Origin of the sequence: Pseudomonas brassicacearum, assembly GCF_918698105.1 — a bacterium.
Taxonomy (GTDB): domain Bacteria; phylum Pseudomonadota; class Gammaproteobacteria; order Pseudomonadales; family Pseudomonadaceae; genus Aquipseudomonas; species Aquipseudomonas brassicacearum_F.
Window position 1 is genome coordinate 18,175 of sequence record NZ_CAKKMI010000069.1, and the last position, 15,413, is coordinate 33,587.

Genomic DNA, 15,413 nt, shown 5'->3' on the forward strand with positions numbered 1-15,413 from the left:
CTATCGGCGCGCCAGTTCGTGACGGACACATTGTTCGTAGTAGGTCTGCTTGACCGCGACCGGCTTGAGGCGCGAGGCGCTGTTGTAGGTCTGCTCGGTAATGCCCAAGGCGGTCATGCGCATCCAGGGCCGGGGAAACTTGCGCACTTGCAGCTTCTTGCGCGCGCCGTACAGGCTGACGCCGGACAGCTTCGACGCCTGCGCCCCCGCCGCGATGTCCGAACCCCAGCGGCACACCGACTGCTGGTTTTGCGTCAGCGCCCTGGCCTGGGCCTCAAGCGAAACGGCGGCCAGGAGAAACGTCGCCACGACCCACATAGAAATACGCATAGGTTTGTCGCCCAACTTTCTGAAAGGAAAGAAGTTTGACCTTATGTAACTGAGCAAGGGGCCAGCATTTTCACGCCATTCTCGAATCCGCATGCAATCCCGTGGCGAGGGGATTTATCCCCGCTGGGTCGCGAAGCGGCCCCAAAGACCTGACAACTCGGTGTGGCAAGCTGTCTTTAGGGCTGCTTCGCAGCCCAGCGGGGATAAATCCCCTCGCCACAAGGGCTTGCCTTCGCCATCTGCGACATTCGTCCACAAGTGGCGCACCGAACTAGAAACAACCTGAGAGAATAATCTCAATCCATTGAATTAAAGGGTTTAGTTAAAAATTCAGCTCGCCTTCGCCTCCTGCAACAACTGCTGGATCACCTGCTCCTGCTCGCCATAGCGTCCTTCGCCAAAATGGCTGTAGCGCACCTGCCCCTTGGCATCGATGAAGTAATGAGCCGGCCAGTACTGATTGTTGAAGGCACGCCAGATCGCATACTGATTGTCGATCGCCACCGGGTAGCGGATGTCCAGCTTGCGCACCTGCTCGCGCACGTTGTCGATGATTTTCTCGTAGCCGTACTCCGGGGTGTGGACACCGATCACCACCAGCCCGTCCTTTTCATACTGCTTCGCCCAACCGTTCACATAAGGCAAGGTGTGCTGGCAGTTGATGCAGTCGTAGGTCCAGAAGTCCACCAGCACCACCTTGCCCTTGAGTGATTCGCTGCTCAGCGGGGGCGAGTTCAGCCATTGCACCGCGCCGTCCAGCGCAGGCATGGCGCCCTGGGACTCGAGGGCCGGCAGGGAACTTGCGCCGGCCTTGCTCACCACATAGTCGATGGCCTTGGGCACGTTCTGCAGCAGGCTTTTTTCCAAGCTGGCCGATTGTTGCGAGGAAGTCGCCGCCAACAAGCGGTCATCCGCCCCGGTGCCAATCGCCACGGCCGCCAGCAACACCGCCACTCCTGTGCCCCGGCGCAGCCAGGTGGTGATCGGCAGCGAGAGTTTCAGGCGTGCGACCAGTCCGCGCCCGGCCAGGATCAGCGTCCCGAGGGACAAGGCACTGCCCAGGCCGTAGGCGAGCAGCAGCAGGCTGGTTTGGGCACTGGCGCCTTGCAGCATGGCCCCGGTCAGGATCACCCCGAGTATCGGTCCGGCGCACGGTGCCCAGAGCAACCCGGTGGCGACCCCGATCAGCATGGAAGCCACCGGTCCGGCCAACCGCCCGGCGCCGGCGTCCAGGCGATTGCCCAGGCTGACCAGCGGCCGCGCCAGCCAGGTGCCGACCCGACTGAAGATCAGCGACAACGCAAACACCACCATCACCACCAAGGCCACTTGCCGGCCGACGCTGCTGGCGCGCAGCACCCACTCGCTGCTGGCCACTGCCAGGCTGGCGACCAGGGCAAACGTCAGCACCATGCCGCCAAGGGTCAGCAGCACCGAGCCACGGGAGCGATCGGCCCGGGCAAACAGAAACGGCACCACCGGAAGAATGCAGGGGCTGAGGATCGTCAGGATCCCGCCGAGAAAAGCGATCAGAAGCATGGCAACACCTCAATTAGTAAAGGCTGACGTAAACCCTGTGGCGAGGGAACTTGCTCCCGCTGGGCTTGTGTAGGAACTGCCGAAGGCTGCGATCTTTTGATCTTTCGCTTGAGATTCAAGTGTCCTTAGAAAGATCGCAGCCTCGTTGCACTCGACAGCGCCTACACAGTTCCTACGCCCCAACGGGAGCAAGCTCCCTCGCCACAAAAGCAGGTCAGTTCTGGTTGCTGCAGTTGTCGGCAAGCTTGCGGTAGTCCAGCGCTTGCTTGTGGCCGGCCGAATCCAGGTAGGTCATCTGGGCATTCACCACGCCGCAGGTCGGCTCGGCGTCTTCGCTCAGGGACAGCACCTTCTGGATGTCCAGGTGGGTGCCGTAGGTGTAGCTGTGTGCTTGCACATTGCTTTCGGCCCGGGCCGACAGGGTGCAAATGTTCAATGCAGCGAAAAGGCAGGCGGCGTAGATGGCTTTGCTGTTCATGGCGATTCCTCGATTCAATGGTTTTATCTGCCGAGGCCTGTTGTGTTGCCTCGATGGACGCCATTGAATGCCGCGCAGGTATCGCGCCTGTATCGAACCAGGTGGCTTTTTGCATCGCTGTGTATCCGTCGCGCGCCAGATACACTGCAATACAAACCGCCGCGAGCCGGGCCGGCCAGCGCCTGTAGACTGCTCACAACGAAACGCCGAGGAGCTGGACACCATGGATCATGTCGATCACGTGTTGATAGTGGATGACGATCGCGAGATCAGAGAACTGGTTGGCAACTACCTGAAAAAGAACGGCCTGCGCACCACTGTCGTCGCCGATGGCCGGCAAATGCGCGCCTTCCTGGAAACCACCCCGGTGGACCTGATCGTGCTGGACATCATGATGCCCGGCGACGACGGCCTGGTGCTGTGCCGGGAGCTGCGGGCCGGTAAGCACAAGGCCACGCCGGTGCTGATGCTCACCGCGCGCAACGACGAAACCGACCGCATCATCGGCCTGGAAATGGGCGCCGACGATTACCTGGTCAAGCCCTTCGCCGCCCGTGAGCTGCTGGCGCGTATCAATGCCGTGCTGCGCCGCACCCGCATGCTGCCGCCCAACCTGGTGGTCACCGAAAGCGGTCGCCTGCTGGCGTTCGGGCGCTGGCGCCTGGACACCACCGCCCGCCACCTGTTGGACACCGACGGCACCCTGGTTGCCTTGAGCGGCGCCGAATATCGTTTGTTGCGGGTATTCCTCGACCATCCGCAACGGGTGCTCAACCGCGATCAGCTGCTCAACCTCACCCAGGGCCGGGACGCCGACCTGTTTGATCGCTCCATCGATTTGCTGGTCAGCCGCCTGCGCCAGCGCCTGCTCGATGATGCCCGGGAGCCGGCCTACATCAAGACCGTGCGCAGCGAAGGCTACGTGTTCTCGCTGCCGGTGGAGATCCTCGAGGCCTCGGTATGAGCCTGCCGCTGCGCTGGCCGCGTACGCTGGCCTCGAGGCTGTCGCTGATCTTCCTGATCGGCCTGATCCTGGCCCAGGGCCTGTCCTTCGGCGTCCAGTACTACGAGCGCTACCAGAGCGCCAGGTCGACCATGCTCGGCAACCTGGAAACCGACGTCTCGACCTCGGTCGCCATTCTTGACCGCCTGCCTGCCGCCGAACGCCAAGCCTGGCTGCCGAAACTCGCCCGACGCAACTATGGCTACCTGCTCGACGAAGGCCAGCCCGGCCAACCGATGGATCTGGCCGACGCGCCGATCTCGGTCAGTTCGATCCAGGAAGCCATCGGCCAGGCCTATGGCCTGACCTTCAAGCAGATTCCCGGACCGAAAATGCACTATCAGGCGCACCTGCGCCTGGGGGACGGCAGCCCGCTGACCATCGACGTACGCCCGGCGATGACGCCCCTTTCGCCCTGGCTGCCGGTGGTGTTGCTGGGGCAGTTGGCACTGTTGATCGGCTGCACCTGGCTGGCCGTGCGTCTCGCCGTCGGCCCACTGACCCGGCTGGCCGAGGCGGTGGAAACCCTCGACCCTAACGCCCACAGCGTGCGCCTGGACGAGAAAGGCCCGACTGAAGTGGAGCATGCCGCCAAGGCGTTCAACGCCATGCAGGACCGCATCGCGGCCTACCTCAAGGAGCGCATGCAGTTGCTCGCGGCTATTTCCCACGACTTGCAGACCCCCATCACTCGTATGAAGCTGCGCGCCGAGTTCATGGACGAGGGGATCGAAAGGGACAAATTGTGGAGCGACTTGAGTGAAATGGAGCACCTGGTGCGTGAAGGCGTGGCCTATGCCCGCAGCATCCACGGCGCCACCGAGGCCAGTTGCCGGATCAGCCTGGATGCGTTTCTCGACAGCCTGGCGTTCGACTACCAGGACACCGGCAAGGACGTGCAATTGATCGGGAAAAACGCCGCGATCATCGACACCCGCCCCCATGCCCTGCGGCGGGTGCTGGTCAATCTGGTGGACAACGCCCTGAAGTTCGGTGGCGCGGCGCAGATCCATGTGCAACTCGCCGACAACGGGCAATTGGCGATCCAGGTACTGGACCGCGGCCCCGGGATCAGCGAGCAGGAACTGGCCGAGGTGCTCAAGCCGTTCTACCGGGTGGAGAGCTCGCGCAACCGGGAAACCGGCGGCACCGGCCTGGGCTTGGCGATCGCCCAGCAACTGGCGATCGCTATGGGCGGCTCACTGACCCTGAGCAACCGCGACGGCGGCGGCCTGTGCGCCGAGTTGCGGCTGGCATTCGCTAGCTGACGCGGTCCCCTGTGGGAGCGGGGTTGCTCGCGGAGGCGGCCTGATGGCCGGCTGGGATTTTGTTGATCGGGTACATATCCGTTGCTGCGGTAACGGCTACTTATGGTTCCGCTCTTACAGCGGGTCACTTTCGAAAAGCCCGGAAGCCGGCCCAGTCGAAAGTAATCAAAGCGCTTCTGCCCCACCACTCGGTGCCTCGCCTAGGCTCGGCATGCCCTCACTCCGGCATTGCTCCGTGGGCCCGCCGCGAAGGGCCATCCATGGCCCAGCGCGGCTAACCCGGCATCCATGCCGGGTTGCCCACTCCACAATGCCTGCGTTCGGCCAGCGTGGTTAATGGGGCGTCCGAGATCAACGTCCTCCCCGAGGCGGCCTTATAGCCGACCTGGCTCCTCCGGTCGTACACCCTTCAGATCTGTGGGAGCAAAGCTTGCTCGCGAGGCGGCCTTACAGCCGACCTGTCTTTTCCGGTCGTACTCCGAGCCAAATTTGTGGGAGCGAGCCTGCTCGCGATTGCGGTGTGTCAGCCGGCATCCATTCAACTGACCTGACGCCATCGCGAGCAAGCTCGCTCCCACACGGTTCCGAGGCGCTACAAATGTTGATGCCTTACCCAATCCCCCTGTGGGAGCGAGCCTGCTCGCGATTGCGGTGTGTCAGCCGGCATCCATTCAACTGACCTGACGCCATCGCGAGCAAGCTCGCTCCCACACTGTCTCCGAGGCGCTACAAATATCGGGGCCTTACCCAATCCCCCTGTGGGAGCGAGCTTGCTCGCGATTGCGGTGTGTCAGCCAGCATCCATTCAACCGACCTGACGCCATCGCGAGCAAGCTCGCTCCCACACTGTCTCCGAGGCGCTACAAATATCGGTGCCTTACCCAATCCCCCTGTGGGAGCGAGCTTGCTCGCGATTGCGGTGTGTCAGCCGGCATCCATTCAACTGACCTGACGCCATCGCGAGCAAGCTCGCTCCCACAGGGGCTTGGTGTCAGGTTGGTAGGTGGGTTTGTATGCCAGTGTGTCTGCGGATGATCGGCATACACAAACTTGCACGATCCTGCATTGCGGACATACCCCGCTTACACCTGCTTGAAAGACTCCCCCGTGTTCCCGGCGCTATCACGACCGGGCCTCGACATCCAAGGAGCCTTTACATGCCTACCGCAACTGCATCCCCCTTTCGTTATCAGGGCTGGTCGCTGTTCAGCCTGCTCGCCGCCCTGGTGCTGTTGATGACCGGGTTGATCCTGGTGCTCAACCCGGACCTGACCGAAGGCGTGCGCAGCGCCATTCGCGCCACGGCTCGTTCGTCCTTCGCCTTGTTCCTGCTGGCCTTCACCGCCTCGGCATTCGCGGTGCTGGTGCCCTCGCCCCTGAGTCGGTCACTGGTGCGCGAACGGCGCTTCATCGGGCTGGCGTTTGCCTTCTCCCATTTGGTCCACGCGGTGCTGATCTACAGCTACGGCCAGCTCAACACCGAGTTCTGGCCAGGCCGCACCACCGTCGGCAACGTGCCTGGCAGCGTGGGCTATGTGTTCATCCTGCTGCTGGCCCTGACCTCGTTCAAAAGCACCACGCGCCTGATCGGTTCCAAGGCCTGGAAGCGCCTGCATGTCACCGGCATGTGGGTGCTGGCGGCGATCTTTGCCTATTCCAACTTCAAACGCATCCCCATGAGCGCCTGGTATGTGCTGCCCTTCGGCCTGATCTGCGCCGCCACCGCCATCCGCCTGGTGGGCAAGCTGGCCCAGGCCACCCAACGACGCCAACGGCCGCAACACGCTTGAGCCCAAGGAGACCGATCATGTACTCAAACGCCTTGAAAACACGGTACTTCTTCCTCGATCAGGCAGGCGCCTGGCTCGCGCCGCTGGGCCTGCGCCTGTTCCTGGCTTGGGAGTTCTTCGAGTCCGGCCTGGAGAAATGGAACGGCGAGAACTGGTTTGCCGAAATCCAGTCCGCCTTCCCGTTCCCCTTCAACCATGTGCCGGCCCAGTGGAACTGGGAACTGGCGACGTGGGCCGAACTGATCGGCGCCATCGCCCTGTTGATCGGCTTGGGCACGCGCCTGTCGGCGCTGGTGCTGATCGTCGTCACCGTAGTGGCGACCGCCGCCGTGCACTGGCCGGCGGACTGGTCGAGCTTGAGCGAACTGGCCCAGGGTTATGCGATCACCAACAAGGGACATGGCAACTTCAAGCTGCCATTGATCTATCTGGTGGCGTTGCTGCCGTTGCTGCTGCAAGGGGCTGGGAAGTTGAGTGTGGATGCGCTGCTGAGGACCGGCCTGCACCATCAAAACAAGGCCTGACAAAAATCCCTTGTAGGAGCGAGCTTGCTCGCGATGGCAGTGGGTCAGTCGACTTCAACAGTGACTGACATACCGCCATCGCGAGCAAGCTCGCTCCCACAGGGTTTGGGTTAACTGACGAGGTGTGGCTGCACGCCGACAACCCCTTCATCCAGCATCCGCCGCAACAGCGCCACGGCGCTGTCCATGAATTCGAATGACGTCACCCCCGCCTCCCGGGCCAACGCCAGCAACTGCCCTCGCCCTGCCAACCCGGGATATTGCTCGATACGCTGCAAAAGCCGCCAGGCCAACGGGCTGAGTTCGGAAAAGCGCACCTCAAACCCAGGCGTGCGCCGTACCAGCAACAGCGTCGGCTGGGCCGGTGGCGTCGAGGGCCGGTAGCTCGGTGCCAGGCGATGCACCGGCCACTGGTACGCCAGCGGCCAGGCCAGGGGCCCGACACGCAGCGGCTGGTCGAGCCAGGAAGCCTCATCATGGGTCGGCAATGGTTCGGCCGGGGATTGCAGCAACGCCATCTCGACCCACTCGTAATGCGCCAGCTCTGCCACAAACGGTGGCCAATCCGGCGACGGGTGGGCCGCGAGGTATCCGACGAACTCCTCGGCGATTTCACCGAACCTGGGGGTGGCACAGCGGTGTTCGCGCAGGAAGCGGCGCACGCAGGCACGCCATTGGTCCTGCCCCAGCACGCTCACCAGCACCGGGAAGGTGCCGCCGAGCAGCGAACGCATGTTTTCAAAGATCAGGTCGCGATACACCTGCGCCCGCGCCGCGTCCATGCCGGACGGGACCGGGCAGTGCTCAGGGTCGCGCAGGTAATGGGTCAGCGCCTGTTGCTGCTGATGCAGTGTCTGCCGCCGCTTAGCCATGGAGCACCACCTGCCGGGTAACGGCTTGGTATTGCAACTGGCGTAGGGTCTGCAATTCGGCCACCAATGCGGCATAGGGCGGGAAGTTGAAGTCCCGTTCGAGCAAGGTCGGCTGCGCGCCGAAATGCGCGTAGGCCTGGGCCAGCAGTGCCCAGACCACCGGCTTGACCGGCGCGCCATGGCTGTCGATTTTCAGCGTTTCGGACTCGTCGTAATGCCCGGCTACATGCATCGCGACCACCCGAACTGGCTCAAGGCCCGCCAGGAATGCCTGGGGATCGAAGCCGTGATTGATCGAGTTGACGTAGACGTTGTTGACGTCCAGCAACAGGTCGCAGTCGGCTTCGCGCAACACCGCCCGGGTGAATTCCAGCTCGCTCATGTCGTGTCGGGGGGCGGCGTAATAGGAGACGTTTTCCACCGCCAGGCGTCGTCCCAGCACATCCTGGGCCTGACGGATCCGCGCCGCCACGTGATGCACCGCTTCCTCGGTAAAGGGCAGCGGCAACAGGTCATACAAATGCCCTTCATCGCCACAGTAGCTCAAGTGCTCGCTGTACAACGGCACGTTGAAACGCTCGAGGAAAGCGCGCACTTGGCCGAGAAACGCCAGGTCCAGCGGCGCCGGCCCACCCAAAGACAACGACAGGCCATGGCACGTCAACGGATAACGTTCGGCCAGCGAATGCAAGGCGGCGCCATGAAGGCCGCCGATTCCGATCCAGTTTTCCGGGGCCACTTCGAGAAAGTCGAAATCCCCGGCCGGTGCCTGGCGCAGTTCCGCGAGCAAGGCCCGGCGCAGGCCGAGGCCTGCCGAGGGTTGAGGTAACTTCAACATGACACATCTCCTGGGGAAAACGAGATGTGGAGAGCCTTGAGTGACGATCATCAACCGGTCGATAGAAACCGAACACCCGTGGCCAGGGATTGCTCCCGCTGGGGCTGTAGGAGCTGTCGAGCGAAGCGAGGCTGCGATCTTTTGACCTTTCGCTTGAGACTCAAATGTCTGGGGAAAGATCGCAGCCTCGTTGCACTCGACAGCTCCTACAGAGCTCCTACACCGGCGTCAACTCATCAGGCTCACCACCGGGAGGGCGAATCAGGACTCGATAGCCGCCCCGCACTTGCCTTCACCACATTTGCCTTCCGCGGTCTTCGCCTGGGCCGACAGGTATTGCTTGGCTTCCGGCAAGGAGATGCCGCCGTCGTGGTTGGCGTCGATCTTGTCGAATTCCGCCGCGCGCTCCGGTGCCGCGGCGATGAACTCGTCCCGCGAAACCTGGCCATCGTGGTTTTTATCGGTCTTGGCGAACTTGTCTTCGCCGCACTTGCCTTCGGCGGGTTTCTTCACGGTATCGGCTGCCGCCAGGGTGTAGCCCTGGGCCAGGTCGTTCATGGTCAAGGCCGAAGCTGCCGTGGAGAGACCGAGGCCGCCGACCAGGGCCAGGCCGAGTGCAAGGGACGAATTGCGAGAGAAGTTGAGCATGGTATTCCTCTGACGATTGACGATTAAGGCGCCAGTCACCCGCACCGAGGCTCGGTGTCGGCTGGCTGGCGTAGTTAATCGCCGGTGTGTATCCGGCCTGTGTCGCCGGCCCGGGTCTTCGTCAAGCAGGTGTATCTGGGCCGGTGCGGTACACACTGCGATACACGCCCGCCCGGCCTCAGGTCCCTGGTGTTGAAAAAATCGAAACCTTGGAAGGCCTGCGCCGGTCAAGTCCTGTATGAACGTCAACTGCTGCGCGTCGCGCCGAGCTTCCGCGGCCTGAAACGAGGGACAGACATGAGCATGACCGTCGGTGATTTTCTGGTGCAACGTCTTTACGAATGGGGCGTTCGCCGTATCTATGGCTATCCGGGCGATGGCATCAACGGCGTGTTTGGCGCCTTGAACCGCGCCCAGGGAAAAATCCGCTTCATCCAGGCCCGCCACGAGGAAATGGCCGCGTTCATGGCCTGCGCCCACGCCAAGTTCACCGGCGAGCTGGGGGTCTGTATCGCCACCTCCGGGCCCGGTGCATCCCACTTGGTGACCGGCCTCTACGACGCGCGGATGGACCACATGCCCGTGCTTGCCATCAGCGGCCAGCAGGCGCGCGCCGCGCTGGGCGGGCATTACCAGCAGGAACTGGACCTGGTCAGCCTGTTCAAGGACGTGGCCGGGGCGTTCGTGCAGCAAGCCAGCGTGCCCGCCCAGGTGCGCCACCTGCTGGACCGCGCCGTACGCACGGCGGTCGGCGAGCGCCGGGTCACGGCACTGATCCTGCCGAACGACCTGCAGGACATGGAATACACCGCGCCACGCCACAAGCACGGTACGGTTCACTCCGGCGTCGGTTACCGCAAGCCCAGCGTCGTTCCCTACGAAGAGGACCTGCGCAAAGCCGCCGACGTGCTCAATGCCGGCAAGAAAGTCGCCATCCTGGTTGGTGCCGGCGCGTTGCATGCCACCGACGAAGTGATCGCCATCGCCGAGAAGCTCGGTGCCGGGGTGGCCAAGGCGCTGCTGGGCAAGGCCGCCGTGCCGGACGACCTGCCCTGGGTCACCGGCACCATCGGCCTGCTCGGCACTGAGCCCAGCGACAACCTCATGGCCGGCTGCGACACGCTGCTGATGATCGGCTCCGGCTTCCCCTACGCCGAATTCCTGCCCCCTGAAGGCCAGGCCCGAGGCGTGCAGATCGACATTCAGGCGGACATGCTCAGCCTGCGTTATCCCATGGAAGTCAGCCTGCACGGCGACAGCGTCGATACCTTGCGCGCCCTGCTGCCGCTGATCGAAGAAAAACCCGACCGCGCCTGGCGCAAGAAAATCGAGCAATGGCGCGAACGCTGGGAGCGGACCCTGGAAAAACGCGCCCGTGTCTCCGCCAAGCCGATCAATCCGCAACGGGTCACCTTTGAACTGTCACCGCGGCTGCCGGAGGACGCCATCATCACCTGCGATTCCGGCTCCTGCGCCAACTGGTTCGCCCGCGACATCAAGATCCGTCGCGGCATGATGTGCTCGCTGTCCGGTGGCCTGGCGTCGATGGGCGCGGCCGTGCCCTATGCCATCGCGGCGAAGTTCTGTCACCCGCAGCGGCCGGTGATCGCCCTCGTGGGCGACGGCGCCATGCAGATGAACAACATGGCCGAGCTGATCACCGTTGCCAAATACTGGCGCACCTGGGCCAACGGCAAGTGGATCTGCGCGGTGTTCAACAATCGGGATTTGAACCAGGTCACCTGGGAACAACGGGTGATGGAGGGCGATCCGAAATTCGCAGCCTCCCAGGACATCCCCGACGTGCCCTACCACCTGTTCGCTGAATCCATTGGCTTGAAGGGCATCCTGGTGCTGCACGAGGACGACGTGGCCACGGCCTGGGAAACCGCGCTGGCGGCGGATCGTCCGGTGCTGATCGAGTTTCGCACCGACCCCGACGTGCCACCGCTGCCGCCGCACATCAAGCTGGAACAGGCGAAGAAGTTTGCCTCTACCCTGCTCCAGGGCGACCCGAACGAGCGAGGCATCGTGGTCGAGACCGCCAAGCAGGTCCTGAGCAGCCTGCTGCCGGGCTCGCGCACGGATAAAGAGTGAGGCTGACGCGATGCCAACCGTTGAGCTGCATCGTCGCTATGAACGGTCCCTGCTGCTGGCGTTCTGCGTGCTGTGGGGATGGCTGGCCATCGCGCCGGTAAAGCGCAGCGACTGGCTGGCGGAGAACCTGCTGGTCATTGCGTTAGTGGTCGTCCTGGTGAGCGTTCATCGGCGATTCAGCTTTTCCCGGCTGTCCGCCACGCTGCTGTTCGTGTTCCTCTGCATCCATGAAGTCGGCGCCCACTACACCTATGCCAAGGTGCCTTACAACCAGTGGTGGCAGGCCCTGACGGGGGGCCAGTCGCTTGATCAGTTCATGGGTTTCCAGCGCAACCAGTTCGACCGGCTGGTGCATTTCAGCTACGGCCTGCTACTGGCCTATCCGCTGCGCGAGGTTTTGCTGCGGGTGGCGCCGGCAACGGGGTTCAGGGGTTATTTCCTGGCCTGGAGCCTGATCCTCGCGTCGTCGGCCGTCTACGAGATCATTGAATGGTTGGGCGGTGCCTATATTGGGGGCGACACCGCCAAGGCCTTTGTCGGCGCCCAACAAGACCCGTGGGACTCGCAAAAGGACATGGCCCTGGCCGCATTTGCCGCCTTCATCGCCCTGCTGGCCGCCGCCGGGATCAATTACCTGCGCCAACGGGATCTTGCCCTCGAATGGGCATCACGCTTCAAGGCCCGCACATGACGACAACGCAGCCTGTCGGCCACTTCGTTAACACGACTCAGTAAATCAGCCTGCCCGCCGATATAAGACAGGTGCGGGTGAAATCGCTTTTGGCTGATGAATTTTTTATGACTGAAAATGCTGGCAATGACTCGACTGTCCTTTCCCCGGGCTCGCCAACCCGTAGCTTCACCCGTCGCACTTTCCCGGCCATCATGCTCCTGCTGTTTGTCATGTCCGCCCTGGCGATCGCCGTGTTGCTCAACATCACCGGCGCCCAGGACCGGCGCGCCCGCGAACAGAGCCTGTTTTTCGCCCAACGGGCCATCGACGGGATCCGCACCGGTATCGGCCGGGACCTGAGCGACTATTCCAAGTGGAGCGACGCCTACCGGCACCTGCATGTCGAGGTCGACAAGGAATGGGCCTATGACCAGGAAAACGTCGGCAGCAGCGTGTACTCGCTCTACGGTTACCAGGCGGTATTTGTCATTTCCCCGACCGGCAAGACTGTCTATTCGGTGATCGACGGCCAAATGAGCGACGTCGACGCCGACACCTGGCTGACCGGCGACTTGCGCACCCTGTGGAACAAAGCCAGCACCGCGGAAAATCACGAGGAAGTGGTCGTCGAGATGCTCCATCACGAAGACGCCCCGGCGTTCGTCGCGGTGTCCGCCATCACCACCGGCACGGACGACAGCGTCGCGCAAATTCCCGGCCCGCCCAGCCTGATGCTCTTCGTCAAGGTTTTGGACCCCGGCGCCCTGGAAAACCTGGCGCGGGACTTCGCCCTGCCCGATGCCCATATCGCCAGGACCCCGGGCCCAGCCGATACCGCCCAACTGCTGCTCGACGACCTGACCCGGGAGGCCCTGGCCTGGCGACCGCAGACACCGGGCCAGGATTTGCGCAAGATCCTGCTGCCTCTACTGGTCGTGGCGTTACTGGTGCTGGGGATTCTGGCCCTGGCCGTTCTGCGCCACGCCTTGGTGATGCTTCGCGCCCAGGAAAGCCAATACGCCAGCCTGCTGGCCCACCGCAAGGCGCTGGAACGCAGTGAAGAACGTTTCCGCGACATTGCCGAGGTCTCCTCCGACTGGTTGTGGGAGGTCGATTCGACCGGGACCCTGACCTATCTGTCGGAACGCTTCGACCAAGTGACCGGCTTCAGTCCCACGGAGTGGCTGGGCAAACCTCTGCACCGGCTGCTTCACCCCCATGGCGGCTCGATCTCGATTGCCCAATGGCTGCTCGGCGGTGCCAACAGCCTCTCTTCGGCGCCACTGCTGTGCGAGTACACCGCGCGCAACCAGCGCATCCGCACCTGCAAACTGTCGGTACGGGCCATCGAAGCCGGCACCCTGGGTTTTCGCGGCACGGCCACTGACATCACCGACGAATTGCGAGCACTGGCCCAGATCAAGCACCTTTCCCTGCATGATCCCTTGACCGGGTTGGCCAACCGCAACCGCTTGTTCGATTGCCTGCGCGAACACCTGGGTCGAGCCGATCGCCCGCCCCTGGCGCTGCTGAACCTGGACATGGACCGTTTCAAACCGGTCAACGACTCCCTGGGCCATGCCGTGGGCGATAAAGTGCTCAAGGAAGTGGCGCATATCCTCCAGCAAAACGTGCGCGGCACCGATCTGGTGGCGCGTCTGGGCGGTGATGAATTTGTCATTGTCATGCCCGACCCAGGCGATGCCGGCGATCTCGATCAACTCTGTGAACGGCTGATCGATTGCATGCAGCGGCCCATGCACCTGGACGGCAACACCCTCTACCTGGGGGTGAGCATCGGCGTTGCCTGGTCGCAGCCCGGAGACGAACGTGCCGATGAACTGCTGCGCCACGCCGACATCGCCTTGTATGCGGCCAAGGCAGCCGGCCGCAACACCTGGCGCGTGTACGTGGAAGCCATGGGCAACCTGGCCCGCGACCGGCGGCGATACGAGCAGCAACTGCGCGACGCCATGCAACGGGACCAACTGGAACTGCGCTACTTGCCTCGCTTCGACGTGAGCGCCGAGCAACTGCACGGTTTCGAAGCCCAGACCTTCTGGCACCATCCCGAGAAGGGTGAACTGGGTGGGGCCGACTTCATACCGGTGGCCGAAACCTCGGGCCAGCTTGAAGAACTGGGCAACTGGATGCTGATCAACGTCTGTGAAGAGGCTGCCACCTGGCCGAGCGCCGTCAATGTCTCCATTGCCGTTTCCCCCCGCTGGTTCAACAGCAGCTTCCTGCTCAACCAGGTGCAAGAGGCCCTCGAAGCCAGCGGCCTGGCGCCCCACCGGCTGACCCTGGAAGTGGCCGAAGGCGTCCTGCTGGCCGACCACAAGACCGTCGCCAGCACCCTCCATGCGCTAAAGGACCTCGGCGTGCGGATCAACATCGACAAATTCGGCACCAGCATCGCCTCCCTGCGCGAAGTCCTGGACCAGCCGTTCGATGGCATTCGCTTTGATCGCAACATCCTCACGCAGCTGGGCCTGGAGGACGACAAGGAGGGCGTCTTGGCGATGATCCGCTTGAGCCGCAGCGTAGGGCTGATGGTCACCGCCGAAGGCATCGAAAACGCCGTGCAATTCAGCCAACTGCGCAACGTGGCTTGCGACCATGTCCAGGGCCCGTACTTCGGCGCCGCCCTGGCCCGCTCGGAAATGGCCTCGTTCTTCACCACGCCGCGGTGGCTGTAACACACTTCCCCACCGCTATCGCGAGCAAGCTCGCTCCCACAATGGTCCGGGAACGACACGGTCCTGTGGCGAGGGAGCTTGCTCCCGCTGGGGCGCGCAGCGGCCCCCAAAAAACGATGAGCGCTGCGCACTCAAGCGGGAGCAAGCTCTCATGGAACAAATTACAACCCCATGTTTTTAAAGTACTTTTCAACAAGCTGCAATGTGGCTCAGTTGGACAGTTATTCCCGTGTGGCGAGGGGCGGTGCGACGTTTCGCTAAATCCCCTCGCCACAGGTAATGCTGTTCACTTAAGGAAGCGGTGCTTTTCCTAGGAGGGAGAGCGCTGTTTTCTTTGGGGTTGGGTTGAGTACATATCCGTTGCTGCGGTCACGGCGGCTTAGGGTTCCGCCCTGACGGCGGCTCACTTTTGAGAAGCGCAAAAGTAAGCAAAACGCTTTTGCCCCACCACTCGGCACCTCGCCTAGGCTCGGTGTGCCCTCACTCCGGCATTGCTCCGTGGGCCCGCCGCGAAGGGCCATCCATGGCCCAGCGCGGCTATCCCGGCATCCATGCCGGGATGCCCACTGCGCAATGCCTGCGTTCGGCCATCGTGGTTAACGGGGCGCCCCAGATCAAGATCAAGATCAAGATCAAGATCAAGATCAAGATCAA

13 protein-coding genes are annotated in these 15,413 nt (G+C 62.9%); 7 read left to right on the forward strand and 6 right to left on the reverse strand.

Going from position 1 to position 15,413, the window contains the following annotated elements:
* From LQ215_RS22815 to LQ215_RS22825, 3 genes are all read right to left on the reverse strand, one after another.
* Entirely contained in the window at window positions 1-330 is a 330-nt protein-coding gene (locus LQ215_RS22815; RefSeq protein ID WP_027911912.1) for a hypothetical protein, read from the reverse strand.
* A gap of 330 nt (window positions 331-660) precedes the next feature.
* The gene (locus LQ215_RS22820) at window positions 661-1,869 is read right to left on the reverse strand and encodes a cytochrome c biogenesis protein DipZ (protein WP_230152687.1); all 1,209 of its coding nucleotides are present in this window, start codon (window positions 1,867-1,869) and stop codon (window positions 661-663) included.
* A gap of 214 nt (window positions 1,870-2,083) precedes the next feature.
* A complete protein-coding gene (locus tag LQ215_RS22825; protein WP_230152688.1) occupies window positions 2,084-2,347 on the reverse strand; it encodes a DUF2790 domain-containing protein in 264 nt (87 codons plus the stop codon).
* A gap of 223 nt (window positions 2,348-2,570) precedes the next feature.
* Here LQ215_RS22825 and LQ215_RS22830 point away from each other — a divergent pair, with 223 nt between their 5' ends.
* The 4 genes from LQ215_RS22830 (at window position 2,571) to LQ215_RS22845 (ending at window position 6,932) form a co-directional block, all read left to right on the forward strand.
* Window positions 2,571-3,311 (forward strand): response regulator, encoded by a 741-nt coding sequence (locus LQ215_RS22830; RefSeq protein ID WP_230152689.1) that lies wholly within the window; start codon window positions 2,571-2,573, stop codon window positions 3,309-3,311.
* Window positions 3,308-4,618: a sensor histidine kinase gene (locus tag LQ215_RS22835; protein WP_230152690.1), complete on the forward strand. Its 1,311-nt coding sequence runs from the start codon at window positions 3,308-3,310 to the stop codon at window positions 4,616-4,618. Before LQ215_RS22830 ends, LQ215_RS22835 begins: the two co-directional genes overlap by 4 nt.
* Before the next feature lie 1,157 nt (window positions 4,619-5,775).
* Entirely contained in the window at window positions 5,776-6,408 is a 633-nt protein-coding gene (locus LQ215_RS22840; protein ID WP_230152691.1) for a ferric reductase-like transmembrane domain-containing protein, read from the forward strand.
* Between the two features lie 17 nt (window positions 6,409-6,425).
* On the forward strand, window positions 6,426-6,932 hold the full coding sequence (locus LQ215_RS22845; RefSeq protein WP_230152692.1) for an HvfX family Cu-binding RiPP maturation protein: 507 nt from the start codon (window positions 6,426-6,428) through the stop codon (window positions 6,930-6,932).
* Between the two features lie 110 nt (window positions 6,933-7,042).
* Here LQ215_RS22845 and LQ215_RS22850 read toward each other — a convergent pair whose 3' ends face one another.
* The 3 genes from LQ215_RS22850 to LQ215_RS22860 form a co-directional block, all read right to left on the reverse strand.
* Window positions 7,043-7,804 (reverse strand): HvfC family RiPP maturation protein, encoded by a 762-nt coding sequence (locus LQ215_RS22850; protein ID WP_230152693.1) that lies wholly within the window; start codon window positions 7,802-7,804, stop codon window positions 7,043-7,045.
* Window positions 7,797-8,642 (reverse strand): HvfB family MNIO-type RiPP peptide maturase, encoded by an 846-nt coding sequence (locus tag LQ215_RS22855; protein WP_230152694.1) that lies wholly within the window; start codon window positions 8,640-8,642, stop codon window positions 7,797-7,799. Before LQ215_RS22855 ends, LQ215_RS22850 begins: the two co-directional genes overlap by 8 nt.
* A 261-nt stretch (window positions 8,643-8,903) precedes the next feature.
* Window positions 8,904-9,290, reverse strand: coding sequence for an HvfA family oxazolone/thioamide-modified RiPP metallophore (locus LQ215_RS22860; protein WP_053119671.1), 387 nt, complete (start codon window positions 9,288-9,290; stop codon window positions 8,904-8,906).
* A gap of 297 nt (window positions 9,291-9,587) precedes the next feature.
* Between LQ215_RS22860 and LQ215_RS22865 the strand changes: the two genes are divergently transcribed.
* From LQ215_RS22865 to LQ215_RS22875, 3 genes are all read left to right on the forward strand, one after another.
* A complete protein-coding gene (locus tag LQ215_RS22865) occupies window positions 9,588-11,387 on the forward strand; it encodes a thiamine pyrophosphate-requiring protein (RefSeq protein ID WP_230152695.1) in 1,800 nt (599 codons plus the stop codon).
* A 10-nt stretch (window positions 11,388-11,397) separates the two neighbouring features.
* Complete coding sequence (locus LQ215_RS22870; RefSeq protein WP_230152696.1) at window positions 11,398-12,078, forward strand: DUF2238 domain-containing protein; 681 nt, start codon at window positions 11,398-11,400, stop codon at window positions 12,076-12,078.
* Window positions 12,079-12,185: 107 nt separating this feature from the next.
* Window positions 12,186-14,759 (forward strand): bifunctional diguanylate cyclase/phosphodiesterase, encoded by a 2,574-nt coding sequence (locus LQ215_RS22875; RefSeq protein WP_230152697.1) that lies wholly within the window; start codon window positions 12,186-12,188, stop codon window positions 14,757-14,759.
* The last annotated feature ends 654 nt before the right edge of the window (window positions 14,760-15,413 follow it).

What these genes read in the sequence shown, in the direction of transcription:
- LQ215_RS22815 (WP_027911912.1), bottom strand. Translation starts at nt 330, where the DNA reads ATGCGTATTTCTATGTGGGTCGTGGCGACGTTTCTCCTGGCCGCCGTT.
- LQ215_RS22820 (WP_230152687.1), bottom strand. Translation starts at nt 1,869, where the DNA reads ATGCTTCTGATCGCTTTTCTCGGCGGGATCCTGACGATCCTCAGCCCC.
- LQ215_RS22825 (WP_230152688.1), bottom strand. Translation starts at nt 2,347, where the DNA reads ATGAACAGCAAAGCCATCTACGCCGCCTGCCTTTTCGCTGCATTGAAC.
- LQ215_RS22830 (WP_230152689.1), top strand. Translation starts at nt 2,571, where the DNA reads ATGGATCATGTCGATCACGTGTTGATAGTGGATGACGATCGCGAGATC.
- LQ215_RS22835 (WP_230152690.1), top strand. Translation starts at nt 3,308, where the DNA reads ATGAGCCTGCCGCTGCGCTGGCCGCGTACGCTGGCCTCGAGGCTGTCG.
- LQ215_RS22840 (WP_230152691.1), top strand. Translation starts at nt 5,776, where the DNA reads ATGCCTACCGCAACTGCATCCCCCTTTCGTTATCAGGGCTGGTCGCTG.
- LQ215_RS22845 (WP_230152692.1), top strand. Translation starts at nt 6,426, where the DNA reads ATGTACTCAAACGCCTTGAAAACACGGTACTTCTTCCTCGATCAGGCA.
- LQ215_RS22850 (WP_230152693.1), bottom strand. Translation starts at nt 7,804, where the DNA reads ATGGCTAAGCGGCGGCAGACACTGCATCAGCAGCAACAGGCGCTGACC.
- LQ215_RS22855 (WP_230152694.1), bottom strand. Translation starts at nt 8,642, where the DNA reads ATGTTGAAGTTACCTCAACCCTCGGCAGGCCTCGGCCTGCGCCGGGCC.
- LQ215_RS22860 (WP_053119671.1), bottom strand. Translation starts at nt 9,290, where the DNA reads ATGCTCAACTTCTCTCGCAATTCGTCCCTTGCACTCGGCCTGGCCCTG.
- LQ215_RS22865 (WP_230152695.1), top strand. Translation starts at nt 9,588, where the DNA reads ATGAGCATGACCGTCGGTGATTTTCTGGTGCAACGTCTTTACGAATGG.
- LQ215_RS22870 (WP_230152696.1), top strand. Translation starts at nt 11,398, where the DNA reads ATGCCAACCGTTGAGCTGCATCGTCGCTATGAACGGTCCCTGCTGCTG.
- LQ215_RS22875 (WP_230152697.1), top strand. Translation starts at nt 12,186, where the DNA reads ATGACTGAAAATGCTGGCAATGACTCGACTGTCCTTTCCCCGGGCTCG.